The 22712-nt window shown below is 66.3% G+C and carries 15 protein-coding genes; 8 read left to right on the forward strand and 7 right to left on the reverse strand.

Annotated features, from left to right (window positions below; genetic code table 11):
* Window positions 1-53 precede the first annotated feature (53 nt).
* From O6W96_RS08160 to O6W96_RS08175, 4 genes are all read left to right on the forward strand, one after another.
* Window positions 54-977 (forward strand): bifunctional riboflavin kinase/FAD synthetase, encoded by a 924-nt coding sequence (locus O6W96_RS08160; RefSeq protein ID WP_353469078.1) that lies wholly within the window; start codon window positions 54-56, stop codon window positions 975-977.
* A gap of 68 nt (window positions 978-1045) precedes the next feature.
* On the forward strand, window positions 1046-3994 hold the full coding sequence (gene ileS, locus O6W96_RS08165; protein WP_353469079.1) for an isoleucine--tRNA ligase: 2949 nt from the start codon (window positions 1046-1048) through the stop codon (window positions 3992-3994).
* Window positions 3987-4490 (forward strand): signal peptidase II, encoded by a 504-nt coding sequence (lspA, locus tag O6W96_RS08170; protein ID WP_353469080.1) that lies wholly within the window; start codon window positions 3987-3989, stop codon window positions 4488-4490. The genes ileS and lspA overlap by 8 nt, the downstream gene beginning before the upstream one ends.
* The gene (locus O6W96_RS08175) at window positions 4483-4896 is read left to right on the forward strand and encodes a DUF3035 domain-containing protein (RefSeq protein ID WP_353469081.1); all 414 of its coding nucleotides are present in this window, start codon (window positions 4483-4485) and stop codon (window positions 4894-4896) included. The genes lspA and O6W96_RS08175 overlap by 8 nt, the downstream gene beginning before the upstream one ends.
* Before the next feature lie 195 nt (window positions 4897-5091).
* Here O6W96_RS08175 and O6W96_RS08180 read toward each other — a convergent pair whose 3' ends face one another.
* The 5 genes from O6W96_RS08180 to O6W96_RS08200 all read right to left on the reverse strand — a co-directional run bounded on the left by O6W96_RS08180 (window position 5092) and on the right by O6W96_RS08200 (window position 10425).
* On the reverse strand, window positions 5092-5943 hold the full coding sequence (locus O6W96_RS08180) for a TorF family putative porin (RefSeq protein WP_353469082.1): 852 nt from the start codon (window positions 5941-5943) through the stop codon (window positions 5092-5094).
* A 220-nt stretch (window positions 5944-6163) separates the two neighbouring features.
* Window positions 6164-6811 carry a 5,6-dimethylbenzimidazole synthase gene (bluB, locus tag O6W96_RS08185; protein ID WP_353469083.1) on the reverse strand — a complete coding sequence of 216 codons (648 nt, stop codon included), beginning with the start codon at window positions 6809-6811 and terminating at the stop codon, window positions 6164-6166.
* Window positions 6812-6829: 18 nt separating this feature from the next.
* Window positions 6830-8026, reverse strand: a complete 1197-nt coding sequence (gene metC / locus O6W96_RS08190; protein ID WP_353469084.1) for a cystathionine beta-lyase — start codon at window positions 8024-8026, stop codon at window positions 6830-6832.
* On the reverse strand, window positions 8023-8853 hold the full coding sequence (locus tag O6W96_RS08195; protein ID WP_353469085.1) for a sulfurtransferase: 831 nt from the start codon (window positions 8851-8853) through the stop codon (window positions 8023-8025). Before O6W96_RS08195 ends, metC begins: the two co-directional genes overlap by 4 nt.
* Before the next feature lie 24 nt (window positions 8854-8877).
* Entirely contained in the window at window positions 8878-10425 is a 1548-nt protein-coding gene (locus O6W96_RS08200; RefSeq protein WP_353469086.1) for a cryptochrome/photolyase family protein, read from the reverse strand.
* 164 nt (window positions 10426-10589) lie between these two features.
* On the opposite strand from O6W96_RS08200, the gene queF reads away from it, so the two are divergent.
* The 3 genes from queF (at window position 10590) to O6W96_RS08215 (ending at window position 14825) form a co-directional block, all read left to right on the forward strand.
* The gene (queF, locus tag O6W96_RS08205; protein ID WP_056053016.1) at window positions 10590-11048 is read left to right on the forward strand and encodes a preQ(1) synthase; all 459 of its coding nucleotides are present in this window, start codon (window positions 10590-10592) and stop codon (window positions 11046-11048) included.
* Between the two features lie 158 nt (window positions 11049-11206).
* Window positions 11207-13477 carry a glycosyltransferase family 4 protein gene (locus O6W96_RS08210; RefSeq protein ID WP_353469087.1) on the forward strand — a complete coding sequence of 757 codons (2271 nt, stop codon included), beginning with the start codon at window positions 11207-11209 and terminating at the stop codon, window positions 13475-13477.
* Between the two features lie 64 nt (window positions 13478-13541).
* Window positions 13542-14825: a glycoside hydrolase family 130 protein gene (locus O6W96_RS08215; RefSeq protein ID WP_056051630.1), complete on the forward strand. Its 1284-nt coding sequence runs from the start codon at window positions 13542-13544 to the stop codon at window positions 14823-14825.
* A 326-nt stretch (window positions 14826-15151) separates the two neighbouring features.
* Here O6W96_RS08215 and O6W96_RS08220 read toward each other — a convergent pair whose 3' ends face one another.
* Window positions 15152-17113: an OPT family oligopeptide transporter gene (locus O6W96_RS08220; RefSeq protein WP_353469088.1), complete on the reverse strand. Its 1962-nt coding sequence runs from the start codon at window positions 17111-17113 to the stop codon at window positions 15152-15154.
* Between the two features lie 161 nt (window positions 17114-17274).
* Complete coding sequence (locus O6W96_RS08225) at window positions 17275-18513, reverse strand: N-acetylmuramoyl-L-alanine amidase family protein (RefSeq protein WP_353469089.1); 1239 nt, start codon at window positions 18511-18513, stop codon at window positions 17275-17277.
* Between the two features lie 562 nt (window positions 18514-19075).
* Here O6W96_RS08225 and O6W96_RS08230 point away from each other — a divergent pair.
* Window positions 19076-22042 (forward strand): Rne/Rng family ribonuclease, encoded by a 2967-nt coding sequence (locus tag O6W96_RS08230; RefSeq protein WP_435372208.1) that lies wholly within the window; start codon window positions 19076-19078, stop codon window positions 22040-22042.
* Window positions 22043-22712 lie beyond the last annotated feature (670 nt).

The following is a 22712-nucleotide window of genomic DNA, read 5'->3' on the forward strand; positions in this document are numbered from 1 at the left end:
CAACCGCACAGAAGGACTATCGCCTTTCGCGACGGCTGGTTACTGACCCGCGCATGCAACGTCTCGACGGCGGTGCGGTGCTCCCGTCGTATCTGGCGAACGGGATCGTCGCGCTGGGGAATTTCGATGGATTTCACCTCGGTCACCAGGCGGTGGTCGCGCGCGCGGTCGCCTGGGCGCGGGCCGAGGGGCGTCCGGCGCTGGTGGCGACGTTCGATCCGCATCCGGTTCGCCACTTCCGACCCGATACCCCGCCGTTCCGCCTGACTACGCTCGATCAGCGCCAACAGCTTTTCAAGAAGGCCGGCGCCGATGCGATGGTCGTTTTCAATTTCGACGGCGATCTCGCCGCGCTGACCGCCGAGCGCTTCATCACCGAGCGCCTCGAACGCAACCTCCGCGTCGCGGGCGTCGTCACCGGCGAGGACTTCACCTTCGGCAAGGGCAAGGCCGGCACCGTCCGCACGCTCGCCTCGCGTGGGCCCGCGCACGGATTTCGCGCGGAGACGGTGAGCGCGATCGAGCTGGAGGGCGAGACCGTCTCGTCCACCCGCATCCGCGAGGCGCTGCGCGCTGGCGACATGGCCACCGCCACCCGCCTGCTGACCCGACCGTTCACGATCCAGGGTTTCGTCCAGCACGGCGACAAGGTCGGCCGCACGATCGGCTATCCGACCGCCAATCTCGACATGGGCAATTACCTGCGCCCCGCCTACGGGATCTACGCGGTGACCGGGCGGCTGGAGGACGGTCGCGTGCTGAAAGGCGCCGCGAACCTCGGCATCCGCCCGAGCTTCGATCCGCCCAAGGAACTGCTCGAGCCGTATTTCTTCGATTTCGGCGAAGACCTGTACGGCCAGCGGATCGAGGTTGCGCTGATCGAGTATCTCCGCCCTGAGGCCAAGTTCGCCAACCTCAATGCACTTATCATGCAGATGGACGCCGACTGCGCGCGCGCGCGGACGATCCTGGCATAACCGCGCCCCTCTCCGCGAGGGAGAGGGATGGCAACGTGAGCCGCTACCGGCTACAGCCCGGCCCACTTATGACCGATACTCCTGCGCCCGCCCGCGATTACCGCGATACCGTCTTCCTGCCGAAGACCGACTTCCCGATGAAGGCGGGCCTCGCCGCCAAGGAGCCGGCGATCTTGGAGCGCTGGGCGAAACTCGGCATCTACGACCGGTTGCGCGAACAGCGGCTCGGGCGCGAGCGGTTCATCCTGCATGATGGCCCCCCGTACGCGAACGGCGACATCCACATGGGCCACGCGATGAACAAGGTCCTGAAGGACATCATCGTCCGCTCGCAGTCGCTGATGGGCAAGGACGCGCCCTATGTCCCCGGCTGGGACTGTCACGGCCTGCCGATCGAGTGGAAGGTCGAGGAAGCGTATCGCGCGAAGAAGCTGAACAAGGACGACGTCCCGGTCGACCAGTTCCGCGCCGAATGCCGCGCCTATGCCGAGAAATGGGTCGCCGTGCAGAAGGCCGAGTTCGAACGGCTCGGCGTGATGGGCGACTGGGCCGATCCGTACCTGACGATGAAGTACGAGGCCGAGGCCGCGATCGTCGGCGAGCTGCTCAAGTTCGCCGAGAGCGGCCAGCTGTACCGCGGCGCCAAGCCGGTGATGTGGTCGCCGGTCGAGAAGACCGCACTCGCCGAGGCCGAGGTCGAGTATGAGGACATCGTCTCCACGCAGATCGACGTCGCGTTCGAGATCGACTCTGCGCCGAACGCGCCCGAACTGGTTGGCGCGCATGCGGTAATCTGGACGACGACACCGTGGACGATCCCGGTGAACCAGGCGCTGAGCTATGGGCCTGAGATTGAGTATGTTGCCGTTGAGGCAAGCTGGGATCGCGAGCTAACGGATGCGTCGTTCGAGAATGGCGGCAATGTCATCAACAAGAAGTTGGTTATTGCAGAAGTGCTCCTGCCGCTGGTCGCGAAGCGTATGGGCTTCACCAGCAGCAATGTGATTTGGCGCGGCAAGGGCTCCGACCTCGCTGACGCCACCGCGCGTCATCCGATGCACGCACTCGGCGGGTTCTTCGCGAAGCCGCGGCCGTTCCTCCCCGGCGCGTTCGTCACGACCGATGCGGGCACCGGGCTCGTGCACATGGCGCCGGACCACGGCGAGGACGATTTCGAACTCTGCAAGCAATACGGGCTCGACCCGGTCTTCGCGATCGACGGCGCGGGGATGTACCGCGCCGACTGGGCATGGCTCGGCGGCCAGGGCAGCGTCATCAACAAGAAGTTCGTGAGCGCGGACGGTCCGATCTGCACCGACCTGCGCGAGGCCGGCGCGCTGCTGGCGGCAAGCGACGACTTCAAGCACAGCTACCCGCATTCGTGGCGCTCGAAGGCCAAGGTGATCTTCCGCGCGACCCCGCAATGGTTCATCCCGATGGATGCCTCTTCTTCCCCCCTCCCGCAGGCGGGAGGGGCCGGGGATGGGCACGCGCTCTCGACCGGCGCTGACGCGGATGGCGCGAGCCCACCCCCCAGCCCCCTCCCGCAAGCGGGCGGGGGAGCAGAAAGTGGCAACGGCGCCACGCTCCGCGAGATCGCGCTCGACGCGATCGCCGCCACCACCTGGATCCCCGCGCGCTCCGAAAACCGGATCACGTCGATGGTCCAGGGCCGTCCCGACTGGGTCATCTCGCGCCAGCGTGCCTGGGGCGTGCCGATCGCGCTGTTCGTGAACCGCGCCACCGGTCAATACCTCAACGACCCCGCGGTCAACGCGCGGATCGTCGAATCCTTCCGCGAGAACGGCGCGGATGCGTGGTATGCGGACGGCCATCAGGCGCTGCTCGGCCCCGACTACGACCTCGCCGACTATGAGGTCGTGAAGGACATCCTCGACGTCTGGTTCGACTCGGGCTGCACGCACGTCTTCACGGTCGAGGCGCGGTACGGCGAAGGCACGCGCGCCAATCTCTACCTCGAAGGTTCGGACCAGCATCGCGGCTGGTTCCAGTCGTCGCTGCTCGAAAGCTGCGGCACGCGTGGTCGCGCACCGTACGACGCGGTCCTCACCCACGGCTTCGCGCTCGACGGTCAGGGCCGGAAGATGTCGAAGTCGCTTGGCAACGTCGTCGACCCGTTGAAGATCATCGGCGAATCCGGCGCGGACATTCTCCGCATGTGGGTCGCCTCGACCGACTATTTCGACGACGTGAAGATCGGCAAGGAGGTGCTCGCCACCGCCTCCGACGCGTATCGGAAGCTGCGCAACACCTTCCGCTACATGCTCGGCGCGCTCGAAGACTTCGATGAGTCGGAGCGCGTCGCGGTGTCCGACATGCCCGAGCTGGAACGCTACGTGCTTCACCGCCTCGGCATGATCGACACCGAACTGCGCCAGGCGGCCGAAGCGTACGAGTTCAACCGCTACACGCGCCTGCTGACCGACTTCGCGAACGAGGACCTGTCCGCGTTCTTCTTCGATATCCGCAAGGACTCGCTCTATTGCGACGCGCCGAGCGACATCAAGCGCCGGTCGTACCGCACGGTGCTGGACGTGCTGTTCCACGCACTCGTCCGCTACGCCGCGCCGGTGCTCTGCTTCACCGCGGAAGAAGTGTGGCAGTCGCGCTTTCCCAACGACGACAGCTCGGTGCACTACCTCGAATGGCCGTCGCTGCCCGAGGTGGAGGATGGCGTCGAAGTCGGGAAGAAGTGGACGCAAATCCGTGCACTTCGCGAAACGGTTACCGAAGCCATCGAACCCATGCGTCGCGAAAAGACCGTGCGTTCGAGTTTGGAGGCAGAGGTCACGATCAAATCGATGTCGCCTCTCGCGCCGACTGAAGCAGCGGAATTGGCCGAAGCGTTCATCGTCGCCAAGGTCACGCCGGGCGACGCGGTCACCGTAAACCGCACCGACTTCTACAAATGCGGCCGCTGCTGGCGCCACCTCCCCGAGGTGACCGTCGATGGCGAACTCTGCAACCGATGCGACGAGGTGGTGGCCGATGCGTAACCTGCCCAAAGCCGGATTCGGCGCGGCGATCGCGCTCTTCCTCGCCGACCAGCTCAGCAAATGGGCGGTGACCAAGCCGCTCGGGATCGACTCGCTTGGCGATTCGCAGACGATCACGTCGTTCTTCGACCTGCGCTTCGTGCCGAACATCGGCATCTCGCTCGGACTGCTCCCCGCCGACGGGCACCTGACCCGCTGGGCGCTGGTGCTGCTGACCGGCGCGATCGCGATCGGCGTCGCGGTGTGGATGACGCGCGAGAAGAACCCCGCCGACCAGGTCGCGCTCGGCTTCGTGCTCGGTGGGGCGATCGGCAATATCCTCGACCGGATCCGGCTCGGTTATGTGATCGATTTCGCCGACCTGCATATCGGCGAGTGGCGTCCGTTTTTGGTCTTCAATGTCGCCGATGCAGCGATTACTGTCGGCGTGCTCGTCCTGCTTGTTCGGGCGCTCCTCGTGCGCGAGAAGCCCCCTGTGGAGAATTCCCATGCGTAAGTTCGTACCCCTGGCCGCCGGCCTCACCTGCGTCGCGCTGCTCAGTGGTTGCGGGGCAGGCCGTAGCCTTGATCGCGCACGCCCCGACGAGTTCGCGGTCGCGCGCCAGGCACCGCTGGTGATCCCGCCCGACTTCGCGCTGGTGCCGCCGCAGCCCGGCGCCGCCCGCCCGCAGGATACCGCGGCCAACGCGCAGACGCTCGACGCGCTGTTCGGTGGTGCTGCGGCCCGCAGCCCGGCAGAATCGGGGATCGTCACCGATGCAGGTGCGGACGGCGACGATCCGGGCATCCGCTCCAGTGTCGGTGATCCCGGCACGACGGTCGTCGACAAGGGCTCGACCACGCGCGACATCGTCGCGGCGCCAGAGGGCGACGGCCAGGACGCGAAGACGACCACGAACTGATTGGCCTTAGCGGCTAACTAAAAAGGGCGGCTCCTCGCGGGGCCGCCCTTTTTGGTGTCTGACTATGTAGATCGAAGCAGGAGGCTCCAGTCGAAGCCTTAGCCGCCCTTGTCCTCCCCCGAAGGCGGGAGCCCAGTCTGGGTCCCCGCCTGAGCAGGGGAAACAAGGTTCAGTGACACCTTCTCCCCACGGCGATCAGAACGCCGCGGTCAGCGACACCAGCACCTTGCCGTTCGCGATCGAGCCGTTGCCGTCCTGGCCCCGGCTGAAGCTCGGTTGGAGATAGGCCGACTCGCTCTTCGTGATGTCGGTATCGACATACGCCACGCCGAGTGTCAGCGGAGTCGTCGGGATCACATAGTCCGCGCCGAACAGCCAGTCCCAATACTCGCCGGTCGGCGACACGCTGGTCGCGAACGGCCCGAGGCCCTTGTTACCGCGCGAATAGCCGACATGCGCCTTCACGGTCACGCCGGTGGTCGGGATCCCGCTGCTGACGTCGCCCCAGAGATAGAGGTTGTCGTCCTTCGCATTGACGCGGTCGTATACGCCGGCCGCCGCCGACGCACCGTTGGTATACCACGGCCCCAGCGCCTGCTGCTTAGGCGCGTAGGCTACGCCGGCAAGAAGCGCGACCGGGCCGACGGTGCCCGACAGCTTGGCATAGGGCTCGATGAAGTCGGTGTTGTCGAAGCCGCTCGGGTACATGTACCAGGTCGCGCCGACGTCGAGTGCGCCGCCGCCGACGGGCACCTTGTAGCCCGCGATCAGGTCGAGCTCCATGTTGGCGCCGCCGAACGTGCCCCAGCCTGCGAGGTTGGAACCCCAGGTACCGATGTACAGCCCGCTCTTGTGCGTGATCGTGATGCCGCCCTGGACGGCGAGGTTCTCGTCCGACTGCGACACGCCGCGGAAGCGGTAGTCGCTGACGAGACCGACCGAACCCGTGACCGTAACCTCCTTGGGAGGCGCGGTGTCGTCCTGCGCGAACGCGGGCGTTGCGGCAGCCAAAGCAATGCCGCCGAGAAGAAGTGTGGTGAAGCGCATCGTTTCCCTTTCGATACCGGAAGTCGATGTCCGCCCTGCATCCGTGGACGCCGCATCTTTCGGAGCCAAACCCCAGTGCGGTCTTTCCAACGGTGACACCGCGATGACAGTCCATGGTGCGTTGCACAAGCGAATCTTGCGTACAATTGGGCTTTGACAGCACGCATGTTGCGCAACCGCCACACTCGTTTCAGAGACAGCGGTCGCGTCCAACGTGTGTTCAGCGTGCTAGAACGTTGATCGACCGTCGGTTTTCCCACCCTTCACGCTCGAGTTCGGGGATAACCGCGTCGGTCTCGGGATAGCCGATGCAGAGATATGCGACGAGGTGCCAGGTCTCGGGCACGTCGAGGATCGCACGGACGCGCGACGGGTCGAGGATCGAGACCCAGCCGATGCCGATCCCCTGCGCGCGAGCAGCGAGCCAGAGCGTGTGGACCGCAATGACCGCGGAATACGCGACAGCTTCGGGCATGGTCCGGCGGCCGAGGCCGTAGCCCTGCTCCGGATCGGGTTCGACGAACACCGCGACATGGCACGGCGCCTGTTCGAGCCCGGCGAGCTTGAGCCGCGCGTAGTTCGCCATCCGCGCCCCATCCTGCGTCGCCAACGCCGCTGCATTGCACGTCTCGAAATCGGCTCGGACCGCGGCGCGGCGTGCAGGGTCGTCGACCGTGACGAACCGCCACGGCTGACTCAGCCCGACCGACGGGGCGGCGTTCGCCGTCGCCAGCAGCCGATCGAGCAGCCCGGCCGGCAACGCATCGCGCCGAAACCGCCGGACGTCTCGGCGCCAGCGGAACAGCGTGTCCAGCTCGGCCTGGAACGCGGGGCCGAAGATGGGTGCGTCAGCCTCCCGCGCGGACACGCCTCGATCGGAAATCGTCTAGACCTTTGCGGCAGAGAAGGCGGCGAGCCCGGCTTCGAGATCGGCGATCAGGTCGGCGGGGTCTTCGAGGCCGATCTGGAGGCGGACCATCGGGCCGGCGGCGTCGCGCTTGGTGACGGTGCGATGACGCTGCGGGTCGGCGGGGATGGCGAGGCTCTCGAAACCGCCCCAGCTATAGCCGATTCCGAACAGCTGCAGCGCGTCGATCAGCGCAGCGCGGGACGCTTCGTCACCGCCGTTCAGGACGAACGAGAACAGGCCGCTGGAGCCCTTGAAGTCGCGGACAAACAGGTCGTGTCCGGGGCAATCGGGAAGTGCTGGGTGGAGAACCTGCGCGACTTCGGGACGCGATTGCAGCCACTTGGCGATGGTGAGCGCGCTCGACTGGTGTTGCGCGAGGCGGACCGCCATCGTGCGCAAGCCCCGGCTGCCGAGCCAGCAATCGTCGGGGCTGGCGACCTGGCCGAGCTGAAAACTTGTTTCGCGCAGCTTCTTAAAATGGCCGGAACCGGCGGTGACCGAGCCGAGCATGACGTCCGAATGGCCGACCACGTATTTCGTGCCGGCGAGGATCGTCAGGTCGACGCCGCGCTCGATCGCGGGGAAGAACAGCGGGGTGGCCCAGGTGTTGTCGAGCAGGGTGGTCACCCCCCTCGCCTTCGCGGCGGCGACGATCGCGGGGACGTCCTGCACCTCGAAGCTCAGCGAACCGGGGCTTTCCATGAAGATCGCCCGCGTGTTCTCGCCGATCACGTCGGCGATGCCCGCGCCGATCATCGGGTCGTAATAGCGCGTGGTGATCCCGAACCGCTTGAGCAGCCCGCCGGCCATGCCGCGCGTGGGGTCGTAAGCGCTGTCGACCAGCAACAGTTCGTCGCCGGGAGACAGCACCGACAACAACGCCGCCGCGATCGCCGCAACGCCGGAGCAATAGAGGAACGTGCCCTCCGCACCGGGCTCGAGCGAGGTCAGCGCATCGGCGAGGCTCCACTGCGTCGGCGTGCCCTTGCGCCCGTAGAACAGCCGGTGATGCGTATCGCGCGTGGCGCTTTCGCGGAGGTGTCCGACCGAATCGTAAAGGATCGTCGAGGCGCGCCATACCGGCGGGCTGACGATACCTTGAGTCCATTCCGGGCGACGACCGGCGAGGACGACCTTGGTCGCGTCGCCGACCGGCTTGTTCGTGTCGCTCATGCTGCGCCTGTCGCCTTGGGTGTCTCGGGATCGCCGCCCCATTCGGACCAGCTGCCGTCGTACAGCGCCGCATCGTTGCCGAGCAGGTGTGCGCCGAACGCGAGCACCGACGCGGTGATGCCCGAGCCGCAGGTCATCACGATTGGCTTCGCCAGGTCGATGCCCGCCTTGTCGAATTCGGCCTTGAGCGCGTCGCCGGTCTTCCACGTGCCATCCGCGTTGAACGCCGCGCCCTGCGGCAGGTTCTTCGAGCCCGGAATATGCCCCGGCGCAGTGCCCGGCCGCGGGTCTTCCTCGGCGCCAGTGAAGCGCGACGCGGACCGCGCGTCGAGCACCTGCTCCGCGCCGCTTTCGACGTTCGCCTTCATCTGGTCGACATCGCGCACGCCCTTCAGGTCCGCCCAGGTCGTGAAGTGGCGATGTCGCGGCGTCTCTTTCCCCGTCGCGATCTCGCGTCCCTCGGCCTGCCACTTGGCGAACCCGCCATCGAGGATCGCGACGTTGTGCGCGCCGAACAGCCGCAGCAACCACCACGCGCGCGCCGCCGTATGCCAGGGGGAGCTGTCGTACAGCACGATCCGGCTGCCATCGCCGAGCCCCAGCGTCTGCATCCGGCTCGCGAACTTCTCCGCGGAGGGCAGCGTGTTGGGCAGGTCGCTGTCGGTATCGCGCAACTCGCTGAGGTTCATGAACACCGCGCCGGGGATGTGCGCCGCCTCATACTCCGCCGCCGCATCGCGCCCCTCGGCGTAGGTCGCGTCGACGATCCGAAGATCGCTCGCGCCTAGTTCGTTCGCCAGCCAATCGGTGCTTACCAACGCGTCCATATGCGGCTCCTTGTGCTCGATCGGTCAGTAGCCAGCCGGGCCGCTCGCGTCGAGGGAGGCGAGGAACCCCGCCGCCTGCGCGCGCGTCGCCTCGCGGTCCGCCTCGGACTGTTTCGCCCAGTTGCGATACGGCATCGCCAGCCGGTTGTTACGCCCCAGCTTGTCCTCGTGCCGCGCGAGGAAATCCCAGTACAGCGCGTTGAACGGGCACGCATCGGGCCCGATCCGCTGCTTCACATTGTACCGGCAGCTCCCGCAATAATCGGACATTCGGTCGATATACGCGCCCGACGAGATATACGGCTTTGACCCCAACAAGCCGCCATCGCCGAACTGGCTCATCCCCAGCGTATTGGGCAGCTCGACCCATTCATACGCGTCGACATACACCTCCAGATACCAGAGGTGCACCTTGGCCGGGTCCGCGCCGATCAGCAGCGCGAAATTGCCCGTCACCATCAGACGCTGGATATGGTGCGCGTGCGCGGTCTCCAGCGTCTGGCCGATCGCCTCGCGCAGACAGTGCATGTCGGTCTCGCCGGTCCAGTACCAGCCGGGCAGTTCGCGGTGGTGGTCGAGGAAGTTGCGCTCGACGTAATCCGGTCCCTCGCGCCAGTAGATCCCGCGCATATATTCGCGCCAGCCGATGATCTGGCGGATATACCCCTCGACCGCGTTCAGCGGCGCACGACCGGCGCGATATTCCGCCTCAGCCCGCCGGCACAGATCGAGCGGATCGAGCAGCCCCGAATTGATGTACGGCGACAAGATCGAGTGCCACAGATGCCGCTCGCCCGTCAGCATCGCGTCCTCGTAGTCGCCGAATTGCGCCAGCGCGTGCTTGAAGAAGTTCGCCGCCTGTCGCTCGGCATCCTTCGCGGTCACGGCGTATTCGAACCCGTCGAGACTCCCCGGATGATCCGCGAACCTTTCCGCCACCAGCACCAGCACGTCGCGCGTAATCGCGTCCGGCGCGAACACAAGCGGGCGCGGCATCAGCAGGTCGTTCTTGGCGGGCTTGCGGTTCTCCTTGTCGAAGTTCCAGCGATCGCCCTCGGGCTTGCCAGCGGTCATCAACAGTCCGGTGCGCATCCGCATCTGGCGATAGAACCACTCCATCGTCAGCGATTTCCGCTCCGCCGCCCAGGTTTCGAAATCGGCATGGCTGGCGAGGAAGCGATCGTCGCTGCGGATCTCGACGGGGATGCCGAACAGCGTCTCCCAGCTTTCGAGCATCGCCATCACGCGCCACTCGCCACCCTCGGTGACGACGATCCGCTCGGGGTCATGCCGCTCGACCGCGCGCGCGATCTCGCCGGTGAAGCTCCCGGCATTGTCGGGGTCGTCGAGCTGCGTGTATTCGACCGTCCACCCGGCCTCGCGCAGCGCCTCGGCATGATGCCGCATCGCCGAGAGGATGTACGCGATCTTGCGCTTGTGATGGCGGACATAGGTCGTCTCCTCGTCGACCTCCATCATCAGCACGATCGTGGTTTTGGGATCACAGTCCCGCAGCGAGGCGAGGTCGATCGTGAGCTGGTCGCCGAGGATCGGTACGAGTGTCGTCGTCATATCAGCGCACACTCCGTCACCCCGGACCTGTTCCGGGGTCCACCGTTCCGCACGCTCGCCGCCGGTAGAGTTCGCGGACGGGTGGATGCCGGAACAAGCCCGGCATGACGGAGGAAAGCATCACCCACTTTGCGGCATTCGAATCGCATCCTACATGGCGGCATATGACCGCCCCCCAGAACCCATTGCATCTCGGCCAGAACAGCGCCCTCCCCGCCTCTCCAGAAGAGGCCGTGCTCGATTATGTTCCGAACCCGCGGCCGGGCCGGACGTATCTCGTGCGGTTCGCGGCACCCGAGTTCACCTCGCTGTGCCCCGTCACCGGCCAGCCCGACTTCGCGCACCTCGTCATCGACTACGTCCCCGGCGAGACGATCGTCGAGTCGAAGTCGCTGAAGCTGTTCCTGAGCAGCTTCCGCAACCATGCCGGGTTCCACGAGGATTGCACCGTCGGCATCGGCGAGCGCCTGTTCGACGAGATGAAACCGGTGTGGCTGCGCATCGGCGGCTATTGGTATCCGCGTGGTGGAATCCCGATCGACGTGTTCTGGCAATCGAGTGCACCGCCGCAAGATTTGTGGCTGCCGGACCAGGGAGTCGCCCCCTATCGCGGTCGCGGTTGAGGGCCCAGGACGACGACGCGAAATATCGATTTGATTTAGATTGATATTATTCCCGTGCTGCACTGCAGTATGTGATGAAACTTTATGCTACCTGAACCGTTCAAATGGATGCGCGACCGGGTTTTCCCAGAAGTGCGCGCTCAAACGAGGGACAGGGTATGGTGAAACCGGCGGACGGTGGGAATATCGCGCGACTGGCGCTGATCGGTAATTTCCTGCCGAGACAGTGTGGCATCGCCACCTTCACGACCGACGTTTTCACGGCCATGCGCGCGCGCTTCCCCGAGATCGCCGTCGACGTCTATGCGATGGACGATCATCCCGGCAAATACGACTACCCGGCCGAAGTCACCGGCACGATCCCCGAGCCGGATCTGTCGGCCTATATCGACACCGCACGGAAGATCGAGGCCAGCGGCGCGCAGGCGATCTGGCTCCAGCACGAATACGGCATCTTCGGCGGCCCGGCCGGCGAGCACATCCTTGCGCTGCTCGATCGCACCACGCTGCCGGTCATCGTCACGCTTCACACGATCCTCGAAAAGCCCAACGCCGACGAGCGTCGCGTGCTCGAAGGGCTGCTGCGTCGCGCCGCCCGCGTGATCGTCATGGCCGAGCGTGGCCGCGACATCCTCCAGCGCGTCTACGGCGCCAATTCGCGCCAGATCGTCATGATCCCGCACGGCGTGCCTGATCGCGATCTGCTCGATCCGGCTGCGCTGAAGGACAAATTCGGCTGGGAAGGCCGTAAGGTCATGCTGACGTTCGGCCTGCTCGCGCCCAACAAGGGGATCGAGACGGTCATCAACGCGCTGCCTACGGTGATCGCGAAGCATCCCGACCTGCTGTACGTCGTGCTCGGCGCGACGCACCCGAACCTCGTCGCGTACGAGGGCGAGAAGTACCGCGACAAGCTGAAGGCGCTCGCCGCCGAGAAGGGCGTCGCCGACAACGTCTCGTTCGTCGATGCCTTCCTCGAGCATGGCGAACTGCTCGATTATCTCCAGGCGTCGGACGTCTATGTGACGCCGTACACCAACCCCGCGCAGATCACGTCGGGCACGCTCAGCTACGCGATCGGTGTCGGCAAACCCGTCATCTCGACGCCGTACGTGCATGCGACCGAGATCCTCGCGGATGGCCACGGCGTGCTCGTCCCGTTCGGCGATGTCGACGCGTTCGCGCGCGAGATCGATGCGCTGATGTCGAACGACCGCGATCGCAATCGTCTGGCCGAGCGTGCCTATGCGCGCGGCCGCACGATGATCTGGCCGAAGCTTGCCGAGGCAATGATGACGGAGATCCGCGCGATCGTGGCGGCGCGCCCTTTTCGCCTTGCCAAGGTGCCAGCCCCGCTGAAGCAGCTGACGCCTGATTTCGCCGCGGTCGAGCGGATGAGCGATTCGACCGGCATGCTCCAGCATTCGATCTATTCAATCCCCGATCGTCGCCACGGCTATTGCATCGACGACAATTGCCGCGCGCTGATGCTGATGAGCGCGATGCCGGGTCTCGACGACGTCACCCGCGACAAGTGGATGACGATCTACGCATCGTTCGTGCAATACGCCTGGAACCCGGACACGCGCCGCTTCCGCAACTTCATGAACTTCGATCGCACCTGGTGTGAGGATTCGGGGTCGGAAGATTCGAACGGCCGCACGCTCTGGTCGCTCGGCGTCACCGCGCGCGATGCGCAGGCCGCCAAGCACCGTGACTGGGCGACGGCGATGTTCGATTCGACCGCATCGATGGCATTGGAACTCGGATCCTTGCGCGCGCAGGCGTTCGCGATGCTCGGCGCGGCAGCGATGCTGGAGGCCAAGCCCGGTCACCAGCTGTCGCTGTCGATCCTCGAAGCCTTCCCCAAGGTCCATCTCGACCTGCTCGCTAAGGCACGCCGTCCCGAATGGCAGTGGTTCGAGATCGTCCTCGCCTATGACAATACGCGTCTCCCGCAGGCGTTGATCCGCGCAGGCCAGGCGCTCGGGCGTCAGGACCTGATCGACTGCGGCCTCGCCACGCTCGACTGGATCGTCGCCAAGCAGACCTCGCCGGAGGGTCGCTTCCGTGCGGTTGGGTCGGAGAGCTTCAACCGGCCCTATGCCGAGCCGTTGCAGTTCGACCAGCAGCCGCTGGAGGCGCAGGCGACCGTCGATGCGTGCGCTGCGGCGTATGACGCGACCGGCGACGTGCGCTGGCGTGACGAGGCGTTGCGCGCATACGGCTGGTTCCTCGGCGTCAACGACCTCGACCTGCCACTCGCGAGCGTCGCGGACGGCGGTTGCTATGACGGTTTGATGCCGACCGGGCTCAACCGAAACCAGGGTGCCGAGTCGATTTTGGCGCTCCAACTCGCAAGTTGTGCCATTTCAGGGGTATCAAAGGCAGCGCAAAGCGTGGCAGGAGCGGCGCGCGTCGTCGCCTAGCCACGCTAGAGACAGCCTGACAGGCGACGGTGCGCTGAGTGGAACGACGCGGGGCACTGCTACGATGGATCTGTTCAACCACCAGCTGCGGCTGCACGCGGACCCTTCGCGTGTCGTCGTGCGGCCGTTCCATATCGCCTGGGGCGGTCATGGCGGCGCACCGAGCCGCACCGAGCGGCTCGTTGGCGAAGTGCTGGAAATGTCGCCCGCACAGGCGCGCGCGCAGCTCGAGGTCGTGCTGAAGGATTTCGAGGCACGCCACTGGCAGACGCGGCGCGTGTTCATGACGCGCTACGACCAGATCGAGGATATGCTCGGGCTGAACGGCGCGGAGATCGGCGACGAGAAGCGCCAGCTGATCGGCGCGTATTTCTGCCACGAATACAGCTATGCCGCCGCTGCGCTGATGAACCCAAGCGCGGTGCCGCATTTCGACCAGTCGGGCATGCCGCCGGGCTCGATGCGCATCCTCATGAGCCTGCGCGCGGTCGGCGAGGGTCACATCTCGTCGGTCGCGTTCCGCGAAGGCATCATCACCTGCGAAAACCAGATGAAGCTCGCGCCCGAGCCGCCGTTCGCGACCGCGACCGATGCGGTCGGCAGCGGCGAGGACGAGATGCCGATCGGCCCCGTCACCGTCTATCGCCACCGCGACAGCACGCTGAGCGGCACGGTGATCTTCCCGATTACGCAGGCGCAGTCGAAGGGCCTCGAGGATCTGCGCATCGTCCGCTTCCAGCACGAGGACGGCGACTATGAGTGGATCGGCACCTACACCGCGTATAACGGCTCGGTGATCCAGTCCGAACTGATGCGCACCCGCGATTTCCGCGCGTTCGACCTCGTGCCGATGACCGGCCCCGCCGCGCGCAACAAGGGCATGGCGCTGTTCCCGCGGAAGGTGAACGGCCAGTACATGATGATCGGCCGGCAGGACGGCGAGAATCTGTTCCTGCTCAAGTCGGACACGCTGACCGACTGGGACGACGGCGAGAAGATCCTGACGCCCGAATATCCATGGGAGCTGGTGCAGATCGGCAATTGCGGCCCGCCGATCGAGCTCGACGAGGGCTGGCTGCTGCTGACGCACGGAGTCGGCGCGATGCGCAAATACTCGATCGGCGCGGTGCTGCTCGACAAGGACGATCCGTCGAAGGTGATCGGCCGGACGAGCCAGCCGATCCTGGCGGCGAAGGACCAGGACCGCGAGGGGTATGTGCCCAACGTCGTCTACAGCTGTGGTGCGCTGAAGCATGGCGATACGATCTTCATGCCGTACGGGATCGCGGACAGCTCCGTGGGCTTCGCGTTCGTGCCGATCAAGGACATGCTTGCCGCGATGAAGTGAGGGGGCGTCCAGACGGACGCCATCCTTCTCCCACGCGTAAACACCAGCCCCGCGCAAGCACCACCCCGGCGAAGGCCGGGGCCCAATTGGGGGACGCAGATAACGGCGAACTGCGCTCCGTTACTCCCACCTTTCCAATTGGGCCCCGGCCTCCGCCGGGGTGGTGGAATGGGCAAAGGTCCCAACCCAATCTCGTTCTCCCGCGAAGGCGGGAGCCCAGTCTGGATCCCCGCCTCGCGGGGAAACAAACTTCTCCCCTCTCCCCTCGGGGAGAGGGAAGGGGCCCGCCCGGCACTTGCCGAGAGGGAAGGGTGAGGGCACGCGCGTTACCGCGAAGCCGCCATAGTCCGCCGGTACATCACCCACGTCAGCACCGCGAACAGCAGCGTCCCGCCAACCAGCGCCACGCTCGCAAACCCGTCCCCGACCAGCGCCAGCGGCGTCTCCTTGTTGGTCAAATACACGATCCCCGCAAAGCCAACGCCCCACAGCGACTCCCCGACGATCATCCCGGTAGCGGTCAGCACGCCCATCCGCTTGGCAAGCTCAGGATCGCGAGCCCGGTCCGCCCAGCGATCATACGCAAACCCCACGACCGCCCCGATCGTAACCGGCAACGTCACCGACATCGGCAGATACACCCCAAGCCCGACACCAAGCGGCGGCAACCGCAGCTTGCCCGCCTTGCCGAGCAACTCATCGACCGCGATCACCAAAACGCCAGTCAGCGCCCCATACCCGATCATCGCCCAGTTGAGGTTCCCCCCCAGCACACCCTTCGCGAGTGCCGAGATCAACGCCGCCTGAGGCGCCGCCAGCGCATTCGGCCCCGCCCCCGGCGCACCCGCAAACCCGAGCGTGCTTCCGAGCAAGTTCAACACCGGCGGCACCACGATCGACCCGAACACCACACCAATCAACAAGGCGACCTGCTGCTTCCACGGCGTCGCGCCGACCAGCTGGCCCGTCTTCAGATCCTGCAGATTGTCGTTCGAGATCGTCGCGATCCCGAACACGATGCCGGTCACGATCAACCCGTAGGCGACCAGCGCCTGCGTCGTCCCCGGCTCGACTGCGCGGCCGAACCACGACACCAGCAGGATCGACGCCGCGAGAATGGCCAGGATACCGATCCCCGACACCGGCGAATTCGACGCGCCGATCAGCCCCGCCATGTACCCGCACACCGCCGCGATCACGAGACCGATGACGAGGATGAACGCCAGGCTCCCCGCGATCAGACCGATCGCCGAGGCCTCCAGCGGACCACCCTGAAGCACGGTCCAGAGCAGGATGCCGATCGGCACCAGCATCGCCAGCGAGCCGATCCCGACGATCCCGATCGGAATGTCGCGCTCTTCGAGGGCCAGCACTTCGCCGCCACGCTTCGCCGCCGAAGCCGCCAACGCCGAACGCACGCCGCCGACCACCGGCCCGGCGATCTTCAACAGCGTCCAGATCGCCGCGACGCCGATCACGCCCGCGCCGAAGAAGCGCACGTCCGAGCGGAACACGGTGTTGGCGATCACCTCGGCGGTCCCGGTGACGCTGCCGCCAGAGGTCAGGATCGGCAGCAATATCCACCACCCGATCACCACGCCCACGAACATCGCCATGCCGACCGAGATGCCGACCAGATGCCCCGCGCCGAGCAACGCGAACGACAGCCCGCCCGAGATTCCGGTCGCGCCCGCGCCGACGCGGAACCACGTCGCGGCCTCCGCAGCGGCGAGCTTGGTCTGCGTCAGGATCGCGAACCCGGCCGAAACGACCGCGTTGGCGACAATGATGCCCAACCCGCGCGCGCTTTCCTCGCCGCCCTCGCGACTACCCGCGCCGACCTTAAGCACCTCGGCGGCCGCGCGGCCCTCAGGATACGGCAGCACGGTGTCGACGACGAGCGCACGGCGCAGCGGCACCGAGAACAGTACGCCGAGCACGCCACCGAACATCGTGATCGCCGCGGTGGTGAAGAACGGAAAGCCCTGCCACCAGCCGATCATCACGAGGCCGGGCAACACGAAGATGATCGCCGCCAGCGTGCCCGCGGCGGACGCGATGGTCTGGACGATGTTGTTCTCGAGGATCGTCGAATCCTTGAACAGCCGAAGCACCGCCATCGAGATCACCGCAGCCGGGATCGACGTCGCAAACGTCAGCCCGATCTTGAGCCCAAGATACACGTTGGCCGCAGTGAACAGCAGCGTGATGATCCCGCCGAGCACGATCCCGCGAAACGTAAGCTCGCGCATGCTGGTCTCGGGTACGCCCCGTGTCGCGTCGGTCATCTGGTCAGCCCCAATGGAATTTGCAGGGCTTGTGACATGATGTGCAGCTAGAGGAAACAGTATCGACCGTGACTAGCGTGTTCTCCCCCGAAGGCGGGAGTCCAGACTGGGCTCCCGCCTTCGGGGGAGAACAAGGAGGAGCGAGCACTCCCTCCCCGAACCTACCGCGCCGCCATCCGCCGCGCGAAATGCACCTCGACTGCCCGCGTCACGCTCTCCGCGATCCGGTGCCGCCCCTCTTCGCTGTCGAGAAACGCCGCGTCCTGCGGGTTCGAGATATACCCCGTCTCGAACAGGATCGACGGCATGTCCGGCGCCTTCAGCACCATCAGCGACGCCATCCGGTGGAAGTTCGCCTTCAACGGCATCAATGGCTTCGCCTCACGCCCGAGCAACCGCGCGAACGTCGCCGACGCGTTCATCGTCTCGCGTTGCGTCAGGTCGATCAGGATCGAGGAGACGTCCGCGGGCGCCTCGCCGAGGTTCACGCCCGAGATCACGTCCGCCTTGTTCTCGCGCGCGGCCAGCCGCGCAGCTTCCTTGTCCGAAGCCACCTCCGACAACGTGTACGCTGTCGCCCCGGTAGCATCCTCCGACCCGGTGCTGTCGCAATGGATTGAGATGAACAGGTCGCCCTTCAACCGCCGCGCCACGCCGTAGCGCTCGCGCAATACCAGATAGCGATCGTCACTCCGCGTCAGCGCCACGCGCACGCGCCCAGACGCCAGCAACTCGTCGCGGATCGCCTTGGCGACCTTCAGCGTCACGTCCTTCTCGCGCAGCCCGTTCGGCCCGATCGCGCCCGGATCGACACCGCCATGCCCCGCATCGATCACCACCAAAGGTCGCGTATCGTCGCCCTGCACGCGCGGCAGTTTCATCCCCCGCGCCTTGGGCGGCACCGGCACCGACACCTTGTACTTCGGCCGCGAAGCAGCGCCGAAATTGAACGGAAAAAAGTTCAGTGGACCCGCGATCCCCGCCTCTACGAACTGGTCGTCGTCGACCGTGCGCAGCGCCAGCGTCAGCTCGCGACCATCTGAGTCGAACCCGCCATCGGTCACGATCGCCGGCGCGGCCAGATCGAACACGATTCGCGCCCCCGATCCGCGCCGCATCTGCGTCACGCCCGTCACCACGCCGCGCCCTGCAAAGTCCCGCCCCGGCGTCACACCCGTCACGTCGACCGCGATCTGCTGCCGCCCCGTCAGCACCCGGCTCGCGGCATCGCCGACCGCCTCGTCGAAGCGTATGACGATCCGTCCGTCCCGGATCGCGACGCTCTGCACGGTCGCCGCCCACGCAGGAACGCTCGACAGCCAGCCGGCCATGAGGGCGAATACGGTGAACACCCCGCGTCCTTGCCGTGCGGATCGACCGCCGGTCCAGCGAAAAGCCATGTCATGCCCCTTTGGTCGATACATCCGACCGCTGCAGCGATAGGTAAGCCCCCACGTCCCAAGAGCGTGTTGCGGGGTGCAGTTAATTTGCCGTTTGCCATGAATTTGCCGGCAAGGCGCTGCCGCCCCGGCAATTCTGCGCCTCTCCGCCCCTAATTCGGGGCGAAGCGCGCGTGTTTGCGGGCGGTTTGCCGACATTATGTGGCGCATTGCGAGATCGGGTATGCAGTGCTAGTCCTGTCGTACAACCGTGTGTCGCCAGGTTTTACCAGCGACGCGCCGGTCTTCACGCCCGCCTGCGGATCCTTCGTCGGCGCGGCACTTCAGGTTGACGCTCGAATGACGCATTCCCCCCGCCCCGCACTCCGACCGGCCTTCGCCGACGGACTCGCGGTCGTGCGGGCGCCGCAGGGAGAGTTCCCGCGGCATGCACTTCGCGCAGAGGCAGTTTCGCATACCATCCGCGAGTCCGGGCGTCTGTGCCCGACCGCACCACCATCAAGCGCGCGACGGCTGCCGACAGGCCCGGCGCGCGCGCGGAGAATCTATAATGACAACGCGCATGCTGATCGACGCACGCCACCGGGAAGAGACCCGGATCGCAGTCGTCAAGGGTAACCGGATCGAGGAATTCGATTTCGAGAGTGCCGAACGCAAGCAGCTCAAGGGCAATATCTACCTCGCCAAGGTCACGCGGGTCGAGCCGTCGCTCCAGGCGGCGTTCATCGATTACGGCGGCAATCGCCACGGCTTCCTCGCGTTCAGCGAGATCCACCCCGATTACTACCAGATCCCCAAGGAAGATCGCGACGCACTGCTCCGTGAGGAAGCCGAGCACGCTGCAGAGGAAGCCGCGCTGCGCGCCGACTACGACTCGGACGACGAAGAGGGTGACGACGAGGACGACATCGAGCGCTTCGAGGATGATGGCGGAGTAGATCCCGACGTCGCCGAGGACCTCGAAGGCGGCGAAGCGGGCGAAGCCCCCCGTCGCAAGCGCAAGCCGAGCGCCGACGATGCCGCGGTCGAGGACCTGCGCGAGCGTCGCATGAACCTGCGTCGCCGCTACAAGATCCAGGACGTGATCCATCGCCGCCAGGTGCTGCTCGTCCAGGTCGTCAAGGAGGAGCGCGGCAACAAGGGCGCGGCGCTGACCACGTACCTGAGCCTCGCCGGCCGCTATTGCGTGCTGATGCCGAACACGTCGCACGGCGGCGGCATCTCGCGGAAGATCAGCAACGCGGGCGATCGCAAGCGCCTCAAGACGATCATGGCCGACATGCAGCTGCCGCCGTCGATGGGCTGCATCGTCCGCACCGCCGGGCTCCAGCGCTCGAAGGTCGAGATCAAGCGCGACTTCGATTACCTCGCCCGCCTGTGGGACGGCATCCGCGAAGCCACGCTCAAGGCGTCGGCCCCCGCGCTCGTCTACGGCGACAGCGACCTGATCAAGCGCGCGATCCGCGACATCTACAACAAGGAAATCGAAGAGGTCATCGTCGAGGGCGAGGACGGCTATCGCCAGGCGCGCGAGTTCATGCGCCTGCTGATGCCGACGCACGCCCGCCGCATCAAGCATTACGCCGACCCCGTGCCGCTGTTCCAGCGCGCCGGCGTCGAGGATCAGCTTGCCGCGATGTACCATCCCGTCGTCCAGCTGAAGTCGGGCGGCTATCTGGTCATCAACCCGACCGAGGCGCTCGTCTCGATCGACATCAACTCGGGCCGTTCGACGCGCGAGCACAGCATCGAGCAGACCGCGACCGCGACCAACCTCGAGGCGGCACAGGAAATCGGCCGCCAGCTCCGCCTGCGCGACATGGCCGGGCTCGTCGTCATCGACTTCATCGACATGGATAACAATTCCAACGTCCGTAAGGTCGAGAAGGCGATGAAGGAGGCGCTCAAGAACGATCGCGCGCGCATCCAGATCGGCCGCATCTCGTCGTTCGGCCTCATGGAAATGAGCCGCCAGCGCCTTCGCACCGGCGTACTCGAAGCGTCGACGCGCGCCTGCCCGCATTGCGAGGGCACCGGCCTGGTTCGCACCGCGTCGTCGTCGGGCATCTCCGCATTGCGCCTCATCGAGGACGAGGCCGCCCGCGGTCGCGGATCGCTGCTCACCCTGCGCGCCAGCCAGGAAGCGGCGGTCTACATCCTCAACCGCAAGCGCGCGGACATCGCCGAGATCGAGGATCGCTACGGCGTGATCGTCGAGATCATCCCCGGCCAGGACGAGGAAGGCGCGCACATGACGGTCGAGGCCAGCGGCCCGCCGCCCGCGCACGCGCCGAAGTTCGTCCAGATCATCGAGGAAGACGAGGACGACCTCCCCGAGGAGATCGAGGACGAGATCGAGGAGGAAGAGGTCGAGGAGGCCGAGGCCGAGCAGCCGCGTCGTCGTGAGGGGGGTCGTGAGCCCCGCGAAGGCAATGGCGAGCAGCGTGCGCCGCGTGAGAACGGTCGCGATGCGGACGGTGAAGGCGGCAAAAAGCGTCGTCGTCGTCGCGGTCGTCGCGGTCGTGCACGTCCGGGTGAAGAGGGCGCCGCAGAAGGCGTCAACGAGGACGGCACGTTCGAGGACGCAGACACCAACGTCGAGGAGATCGACGAGGTCGAGGGCGACATCGTCGAAGTCGGCGGTGGCGAAATGGTCTCGGCTGGTGCGCCATCCGAGCAGGGTGTCGAGCATTCGGGCGGCGCAGAGGGCGAAGGCCGTCGTCGTCGCGGTCGTCGGGGACGTCGTGGCGGTCGCCGCAACGAGCAGGGCGCCGAGAACGGCCAGTCGGTCGCCGTCAGCAGCGTCGACGACGCCCAGCTGATCGCCGATTCGCCTGAGCCGGAAGCGTATGAGCCGGTCGAGTCGACCTATGCCGAGCCGCCTTACGAGCCCGCGTTCGAGCCCGCCGTCGAGGAAACCCCGGTCGCGGAAGTCGCCGAGGGTCCGAAGATGCGCCGTCGTCCGCGTGCCCGTGCGGCAGCCGCTGCAGCGAACATCGCCGAGGCGGTCGCCGATGCAGCCCCCAAGGCACGCCGTGGTCGCAAGCCACGCGCGGTCGAAGCGGACGCCGAGACGGTTGCACCGGAGCCAGCGGTTCCGGCGCCGATCGCTCCGGAGCCCGTCGCGGCCGAGCCTGCTGCACCGAAGCCCGGCCGTCGCCGTCGCGAAGCGGTGGCGGAAGCGACGATGGACGAGGTGAGCGCAACGCCCGCCGAGACCATCGAAGCGTCGGCGCCCAAGCCCAAGCGTGCGCGCCGCAAGGCGTCGGACGCGGTGGTCGAAGCCCCGGTAGTCGAGGAAGCGCCCGCCAAGGTCGCCAAGCCCCGCGGTCGTCCGCGCAAGGCAGCGGTGGTCGATGCCGGCGATGCCGCCCCGACCAGCGAGCCCCTCGCCGAGCCGATCGCAACCACCCCGCCCAAGGCCGAAGTCCAGCCCCAGGCCGTCGCGACTTCGGACACCAACGACGGCGCCAACGACGACCCCGACGGCGCCCCCCGCCGCGGCTGGTGGCAGCGCACCTTCGGCTAACCCCGGACGCTGTGAGTTGGGAACGGGCGCGACCGAAAGGCCGCGCCCGTTTTCGTTTGTGGGGAGCGATCCTCCAGCAGCACGATATCCGTCAGCGTCCAACGCCTCCGGTGGCGGGCGAACCGCGAAAAGCTTGTATCCCCGCGAAGGCGGGGACCCAGACTGGGCACCCGCCTTCGCGGGTGAACAAGACACGGGGGCGGCACTGGGTTTGTGTTCTAGCTCCCCTAATGATGCACGCTGAGCTCCCCCGACCCACCACCACCCCGGCGAAGGCCGGGGCCCAATTGGAAAGGTGGCAATAACGAAGCACCACCCTCAGTTAGCCCGGTCCCCCAATTGGCCCCCGGCCTCCGCCGGGGTGGTAGTTATCTAGCGGCACTATCTCGAACGCGCCGTCGCCACCCCAAAGCCAAAACCCGTCACCCCAGCGAAAGCTGGGGTATCCCACGTGGCACGCGACACCCCCCAAACCATAAGATCCCAGCTTCCGCTGGGATGACGGGGGGAGAGAAACGAGCACGACGTGCCCCCAGCGACCCAATACCCCCCTCAAACCCCTGTCCTACACACCCAAACCCTGCTCCCCTCCCCCAATGCCACCCACACTTTTACCAACCGCAAAACAGCTCCCAGCGTCTGCACTTCCTATACTTCACTCCACCGCACG

Origin of the sequence: Sphingomonas faeni, from assembly GCF_040407495.1 — a bacterium.
GTDB classification, from domain to species: Bacteria; Pseudomonadota; Alphaproteobacteria; order Sphingomonadales; family Sphingomonadaceae; genus Sphingomonas; species Sphingomonas faeni_D.

What these genes read in the sequence shown, in the direction of transcription:
- O6W96_RS08225 (WP_353469089.1), bottom strand. Translation starts at nt 18,513, where the DNA reads ATGGCTTTTCGCTGGACCGGCGGTCGATCCGCACGGCAAGGACGCGGG.
- O6W96_RS08230 (WP_435372208.1), top strand. Translation starts at nt 19,076, where the DNA reads ATGCTGATCGACGCACGCCACCGGGAAGAGACCCGGATCGCAGTCGTC.
- O6W96_RS08175 (WP_353469081.1), top strand. Translation starts at nt 4,483, where the DNA reads ATGCGTAAGTTCGTACCCCTGGCCGCCGGCCTCACCTGCGTCGCGCTG.
- O6W96_RS08220 (WP_353469088.1), bottom strand. Translation starts at nt 17,113, where the DNA reads ATGACCGACGCGACACGGGGCGTACCCGAGACCAGCATGCGCGAGCTT.
- O6W96_RS08160 (WP_353469078.1), top strand. Translation starts at nt 54, where the DNA reads ATGCAACGTCTCGACGGCGGTGCGGTGCTCCCGTCGTATCTGGCGAAC.
- O6W96_RS08200 (WP_353469086.1), bottom strand. Translation starts at nt 10,425, where the DNA reads ATGACGACGACACTCGTACCGATCCTCGGCGACCAGCTCACGATCGAC.
- O6W96_RS08195 (WP_353469085.1), bottom strand. Translation starts at nt 8,853, where the DNA reads ATGGACGCGTTGGTAAGCACCGATTGGCTGGCGAACGAACTAGGCGCG.
- ileS (WP_353469079.1), top strand. Translation starts at nt 1,046, where the DNA reads ATGACCGATACTCCTGCGCCCGCCCGCGATTACCGCGATACCGTCTTC.
- O6W96_RS08210 (WP_353469087.1), top strand. Translation starts at nt 11,207, where the DNA reads ATGGTGAAACCGGCGGACGGTGGGAATATCGCGCGACTGGCGCTGATC.
- O6W96_RS08180 (WP_353469082.1), bottom strand. Translation starts at nt 5,943, where the DNA reads ATGCGCTTCACCACACTTCTTCTCGGCGGCATTGCTTTGGCTGCCGCA.
- queF (WP_056053016.1), top strand. Translation starts at nt 10,590, where the DNA reads ATGACCGCCCCCCAGAACCCATTGCATCTCGGCCAGAACAGCGCCCTC.
- metC (WP_353469084.1), bottom strand. Translation starts at nt 8,026, where the DNA reads ATGAGCGACACGAACAAGCCGGTCGGCGACGCGACCAAGGTCGTCCTC.
- lspA (WP_353469080.1), top strand. Translation starts at nt 3,987, where the DNA reads ATGCGTAACCTGCCCAAAGCCGGATTCGGCGCGGCGATCGCGCTCTTC.
- O6W96_RS08215 (WP_056051630.1), top strand. Translation starts at nt 13,542, where the DNA reads ATGGATCTGTTCAACCACCAGCTGCGGCTGCACGCGGACCCTTCGCGT.